Genomic DNA, 5,668 nt, shown 5'->3' on the forward strand with positions numbered 1-5,668 from the left:
GGCGTCGGCTGGGTGCCCGCTTACGGAGCCAGCGAGTTGCCGGTCATAGCCTGCAATCCACTCGAAGGGGCGCGGCTCGACAGCGTGGGGCGGCCCGTTCCCGGAGTGGATATCCGGGTGGTGTCGCTGGAGACCGGGGAACCGCTCGGGCCGGGCGAGACCGGTGAGATTCAGGCGCAGTCCGATTCGCTGATGGCCGGCTATCTGCCGAGCGAGGCGAATGCCGATGCGTTCACCGGCGGCTGGTACCGGACAGGCGATGTCGGCTACCTCGACTCCGGAGGCTGGCTGCGGATCACCGACCGGTCGAAGGAAATGATCAAGGTCAAGGGGTTCCAGGTCGCGCCCGCCGAAATCGAGGCGGTGCTGCACGGGCACCCGGGTGTTGCCGACTGCGCGGTGTTCGGAATTCCGGACCGGGCCGCCGGCGAGGCCGTCGTGGCGGCGGTCACGAAGGCCGCTGGGGAAGACGACACCGACGCAGCGGAACTCATGGCCCTGGTGGGAGCCCGGCTGGCCTCGTACAAGCGGCCGAGCCGGGTCGTGTTCGTACCCGAGATTCCTCGCCTGCCCTCCGGCAAGGTGTTGCGCCGAGAACTCAAGGAGCGCTATGGACGTACGTCTGACCAATGAACAGCAGCAACTGCGCGATGCGGCCGCCAGACTGGCCGATGATCTCGGACCGGGCTCGGTCCTCGATCTGGACGACGGCAATCGGATCGCGCGGTTGGAGAAGACCGTGGACTCGACGGGCTGGCGTGCCCTTCGGTCCGACGGCGCCTCGGGTGTGGAAGTCGCCATCGTCGCCGAGGAGTTCGGGCGGGGTCTGGTCGATGTTCCCTTCCTCGGCCCGGTCCTCGCCGACGATCTGTTCCGCCACGTCACCGAAGATCAGCCGACGTGGGCGATAGCTGTCGACGGCGAAGCCGCCGACGCCCGCGGTCTGGAGCGCGCCCTCGTGCTGGACGGCACCCGGATTCTGACCGGACGGGTGGGATCTGCCGTCCCGGCCGCGGACCTGACCAGAAGCTTTGCGGAACTGGTCGCGCCGTTCGAGTCCCTCGGTGACCTGTCCTCGGAGGACGTCGAGCGGGGGCATGCACTGGCCTTTGTCGTCACCTGCGCCGACCTCGTCGGTACCGCCCGGGGAGCCCAGGCTCTTGCCGTCGACTACGCGAAGATGCGTGAGCAGTACGGCAATACGATCGGCTCCTATCAGGCAGTGGCCCACCTGCTCGCCGAGAGCCAGGCCCTGATCGAGGGTTCGGTGAGCGTACTGCGCTACGCCGCTTGGGCTGTCGACGAGCTGACGCCACCCGAGGCACTGCAGGCCGGCCGGATCGCGAAGATCTACAGCGCGCGCGCCGCCCGAACCGTCTGCGAGACCGCTATCCAGGTGCACGGCGGGATCGGGAACACCTGGGAGTGCCTCGAGCACGTCTACCTGCGCCGCGCACTGACATCCACCGAACTGTTCCCCGTGAGCCTGGAGGAGATTCACCTTGGACTTTCGTGACTCGCCGGAAGAAGCAGCCTTCCGGGACCGACTGAGGTCCTGGCTGGTTGATACGGCCAAGACATTCCCCACTTCGGGCGACGAGTACTGGGCCAAGCAGCCCGAATGGCACCGGGCCCTGTACAGTGCCAGGTTCTTCGGACTGTCGTGGCCGAAAGAATATGGTGGACAAGAGTTGCCGCCCGTGTACGACGTCATTTTGGACGAGGAGCTGGCCATCGCGGGTGCGCCGGCGAGGCCCAGCCTCGGCTACCTGGTCACCGGACTCGGACGGCACGGCAGTGAGGAGCTCCGGCGCCGTTTCCTCCCGGGAATGATCAACGGCACCGAGCGGTGGTGTCAGGGGTTCAGTGAGCCCGGTGCCGGATCGGACCTCGCATCGCTCACCACCACCGCGGTGCGCGACGGTGACAACTACGTCATCCACGGCCACAAGGTCTGGACGAGCTATTCCGATGTGGCGGACTGGTGTCTGCTGCTTGCTCGCACCGAGCCGGACCAGCCTCGCCATCGTGGCCTGTCCGCGTTCATCGTCCCGATGCATCAGCCGGGTATCGAGCAGCGGCCGCTGAAGATGATCAGCGGAGTCACCAAGGAATTCGGTCAGGTTCTGTTCGACGGCGCGACGGTGTCGGCCGATCAGATGGTCGGCGCACCGGGCGAGGGCTGGAAGCTGGCCATGACGGTCGTCGGGCACGAACGCGAACCGTCGACGCTGGGCTTTGCGGCACGCTACGCCAAGACCGTCCGGGAGCTCGCCGGCCGAACGCAGACTCCGTCCCAGGAACTCGCCTGGGCCGCAGTGCAAACGGAGATGTTGCGCCTGCACGTGCGGCGGCGGCTGTCCGAACAGCTCGACGGCGTATCGCACGGGTCGGAGGGCTCGCTCGACAAGCTGCTCATGACCTGGGTCGAGCAATCGGTCGGGCATGCGGCGCTGGCCGAGGCAGGGACTCGCGACACCGACATGCTCGGTGCCTACCTGTACAGCCGCGCTCAGAGTGTCATGGGCGGAACCTCACAGATTCAGAAGAACATCATCGCCTCGCGAATCCTCGGATTGGGAGTTTGACATGTACGACATGCCCGAAGAGATCGACGTCCGCGCGGAGGGTTCGCTTCGAATCATCACGCTGAACCGGCCCGACGCACTCAACGCGGTCAACGACAGCCTGCACACCGGTCTGGCGCGGTTGTGGCCGCGGCTGAGTGAGGACCGCGACGCCCGCGTCGCGGTCCTCACCGGAAGCGGCAAAGCCTTTTCGGCGGGTGGAGATTTCGCCTATCTCGCCGAGCTGGCAGCAGATTCCGAGTTGCGTGCCAAGACCATCGCCCACGGTCGCGAGCTCGTTCTCGGGATGGCGCGTTGCCGCGTCCCGGTGATCGCAGCGGTCAACGGACCGGCGGTGGGTTTGGGCTGCAGCCTGGTAGCGCTCAGCGACATCGTCTACATGGCGGAGAAGGCGTATCTCGCCGATCCACACGTTCAGGTCGGGTTGGTCGCGGCGGATGGCGGACCGATCACCTGGCCGCTGCAGATCAGCCTGCTGCAGGCAAAGGAGTTCGCCCTCACCGGCGCGCGTATCCCGGCCGAACGGGCTCGCGAGCTGGGGCTGGCGAACCATGTCGTCGAGGATCCGCTTACCGAGGCTCTCGCCTGCGCCAAGCGCATGGCCGAGCAGCCGCAGCAGGCCGTCGAGAGCACCAAGCGGTTGTTGAACATCCACCTCGAGCGTGCGGTACTCGCCACCCTCGACTACGCGATGTCTGCCGAAGAGATGACATTCCAGTCCGACGACTTCCGCGCCAACATCACCAGGCTCACCGCCCCCAAGAGTTGAGGACGATCAAGGGGAGGCTCGGAAGATGTTTCCGGCCTCCCCTTCGATGCCTTCGATATAAGTCTCTTCGTCGCGGCCGCTAGAGCTTGGCGATGATCTCCTCCGCGAACTGCTCGATGGACGCCCGATAACGCTCCGCCGGCTTCTTCAGGTGATCGTGGTCGCCGCCGTGCTGGAGATCCCAGTTCGCCCACGGTGAGCACATCACGTTGGTGATACCGAGGTCCGCAGCCCGTTTGTAGGTGTCCGGTGTGCGCTCGTCGAGCAGGCCGACCAGAATTTCGAAGGGTTCGTCTTCGCGTCCGTACTCGCGGCGATAGCCTTTGATCCGGTCGATCCAGTGGGCGGCGTCTTCCAGTGTGTAGGCGGTGCCCACCCAGCCGTCGCAGTAACGGGCGGCGCGTTTGAGAGCAGGCGTGGATTCACCACCGCAGAGGATCGGCACCGGCGCGGGAGGGTGCGGCTCGATCGTCATTTCGGGGATGTCGTAGTACTCGCCCTTCCATGACACCCAGCCGCCCTTCCAGAGTTCGCGCAGCGCCTGGATCATTTCGTTGAGACGTGGTCCTCGGTTGTCGAAGTCCTGGTCGAGGAGTTCGAATTCCTCACGCATCCATCCGGCGGACAGTCCGATCGAAACGCGGCCGCCGGCGATCGTGGCGGCGGTGCCGACCTGTTTGGCGACTTCGAGGATCGGACGAGCCGGTGCGATGTACACGTTGTTGCCGAAGTGCAGGTTCTCGGTGACGGCGGCCATCGCGCCGATCAGGACCCAGGCATCTGGCCACTCCGTGTCGGGATGCCAGAACATCTTCCCGCTCTCGTGCCCTGGGTAGATCGTCTTCATCTCCCTCGGGTAGACGAGGTGATCCGAGACCAGCACGCCGTGGAAGCCGTTCTCGTCGAGCATCTTGGCGACGGCTGGCATCTCGGTGGTGTTCATGAAGGCGGTGCCGGTCCAGAATTTCACGTTCTCGTCCTTGTCGTGTCGGTCTTCGATCCTCTGTGGACATTCATGGCTGCAGCCTAGGAGATTACTATTCTCTTTTCCAGAGAATGATATGCTCCGACTATGGGAGATGACTTGGGAGCTGGCGGTTTACGGTTCGAGCGTGAGGGTTCGATCGGATGGTGCACGATCGATCGTCCCGCGGCCCGAAACGCGTTCACGCCCGCGATGTACTACGGCCTGAAGCGAGCGGTGCGCCTCGTGAATTCCGATCCCGATCTGGCTGCGCTGATCATCACCGGGGTCGACGACGTGTTCGCGCCCGGTGGTGATCTCGGCGGACGCTCGGAGCCGGGCGACGATCTACCGGAGGGCCTGGCGGGTAACGATGTCGTCCCGTTTCTGACGATTCGAGACAGTCGAGCACCCGTGATCGCGGCGGTCAACGGCATCTGTCAGGCCGGTGGTCTGCTGGTGGCGATGATGTCCGATATCGCCGTCGCCAGCGACCGGGCAACATTCCGGGTTCCCGAGCTTCTCCGCGGTATCCCCGACGCGACCTTCGCGGCCGCCCTGCCGGCGCACGTCGGGCTCGCGGCGGCCCGCGATCTGATCCTCTCCGCGCGCCGTTTCGACGCCGCCGAGGCGCTGCGTCTCGGGGTGATCTCTCGTGTGGTGCCGCACGAGAATCTGCGGGAGGCCGCACTCGAGGCAGCCCGCGAGGTGCTGCAGACCGCGCCTCTGGCCCGGGCCCAGGTCAAGCGGATGCTCAACGAGCGTTACGGATTGTTCGATTACGAGACGATGTTCGGTGCGCTCGAGACCTCACCCGAACCGCGTGAGGGGATGCGGGCGTTCATGGAGAAGCGCGACCCGGACTGGATTCCGGCGAACCTGCCGAGCTGAGGTCACACGTAACCTGCGGGTTCTCAACCTCGTGTCAATGCGTGATTCTCACGAACTTGTCGGAATCCTCAGCCCGGTCGTTATCCCGGAGTGGGATCGTTGATGGGACAGGGTGTGTCAGCGTCGGTACTGCCAAGATCGACTGATGATGGCAATGATGCGTTTCGCGTGGGTCGTGCTGGCCGTCGTGACGGCCGCCCTCGGCGTCTTTGCGGCATCGAATCCAATGCTTCAGATCACAGACTGTGAACTCGGGCTGTCGATCAGCACATCTGAGTGCAACAAATCGATATGGGACCATTTCCGCGGTGGCCTGGTTCTTGTTCTAACTGTGCCGGTGGTGGTGTGCGTGATCCCGGCGGTTGTGCCGCGGCCCGCGGTCGCATGGGTGGTTGCGGGTTCGATGTTTCTGGCCTCGGTGTCGGTTTTCTTTTCTGAGGCCATGTCTTCCTCACC

General features: G+C 64.9%; 7 protein-coding genes. 6 read left to right on the forward strand and 1 reads right to left on the reverse strand.

Annotated features, from left to right (window positions below; translation table 11 throughout):
• From WAW17_RS11180 to WAW17_RS11195, 4 genes are all read left to right on the forward strand, one after another.
• A partial coding sequence (locus WAW17_RS11180; RefSeq protein WP_422333047.1) for a class I adenylate-forming enzyme family protein occupies positions 1 to 633 on the forward strand: 633 nt, incomplete at its 5' end.
• A complete protein-coding gene (locus WAW17_RS11185; protein ID WP_422333048.1) occupies positions 611 to 1,516 on the forward strand; it encodes an acyl-CoA dehydrogenase family protein in 906 nt (301 codons plus the stop codon). The genes WAW17_RS11180 and WAW17_RS11185, both read left to right, overlap by 23 nt.
• Positions 1,503 to 2,588, forward strand: coding sequence for an acyl-CoA dehydrogenase family protein (locus WAW17_RS11190; RefSeq protein ID WP_422333049.1), 1,086 nt, complete (start codon positions 1,503 to 1,505; stop codon positions 2,586 to 2,588). Before WAW17_RS11185 ends, WAW17_RS11190 begins: the two co-directional genes overlap by 14 nt.
• A gap of 1 nt (position 2,589) precedes the next feature.
• The gene (locus WAW17_RS11195; protein ID WP_422333050.1) at positions 2,590 to 3,357 is read left to right on the forward strand and encodes an enoyl-CoA hydratase/isomerase family protein; all 768 of its coding nucleotides are present in this window, start codon (positions 2,590 to 2,592) and stop codon (positions 3,355 to 3,357) included.
• Between the two features lie 79 nt (positions 3,358 to 3,436).
• Here WAW17_RS11195 and WAW17_RS11200 read toward each other — a convergent pair whose 3' ends face one another.
• Positions 3,437 to 4,327: a TIGR03619 family F420-dependent LLM class oxidoreductase gene (locus WAW17_RS11200; protein ID WP_422333051.1), complete on the reverse strand. Its 891-nt coding sequence runs from the start codon at positions 4,325 to 4,327 to the stop codon at positions 3,437 to 3,439.
• A gap of 102 nt (positions 4,328 to 4,429) precedes the next feature.
• Here WAW17_RS11200 and WAW17_RS11205 point away from each other — a divergent pair, with 102 nt between their 5' ends.
• Positions 4,430 to 5,212 (forward strand): enoyl-CoA hydratase/isomerase family protein, encoded by a 783-nt coding sequence (locus WAW17_RS11205; RefSeq protein ID WP_422333052.1) that lies wholly within the window; start codon positions 4,430 to 4,432, stop codon positions 5,210 to 5,212.
• A 145-nt stretch (positions 5,213 to 5,357) separates the two neighbouring features.
• A partial coding sequence (locus tag WAW17_RS11210; RefSeq protein WP_422333053.1) for a hypothetical protein occupies positions 5,358 to 5,668 on the forward strand: 311 nt, incomplete at its 3' end.

This window comes from Rhodococcus sp. (in: high G+C Gram-positive bacteria) (genome assembly GCF_049286785.1).
In the GTDB taxonomy this organism is placed as follows: domain Bacteria; phylum Actinomycetota; class Actinomycetes; order Mycobacteriales; family Mycobacteriaceae; genus Rhodococcus_F.

Coding starts and splice junctions, on each gene's coding strand:
- WAW17_RS11205 (WP_422333052.1), top strand. CDS start 4,430: ATGGGAGATGACTTGGGAGCTGGCGGTTTACGGTTCGAGCGTGAGGGT.
- WAW17_RS11195 (WP_422333050.1), top strand. CDS start 2,590: ATGTACGACATGCCCGAAGAGATCGACGTCCGCGCGGAGGGTTCGCTT.
- WAW17_RS11185 (WP_422333048.1), top strand. CDS start 611: ATGGACGTACGTCTGACCAATGAACAGCAGCAACTGCGCGATGCGGCC.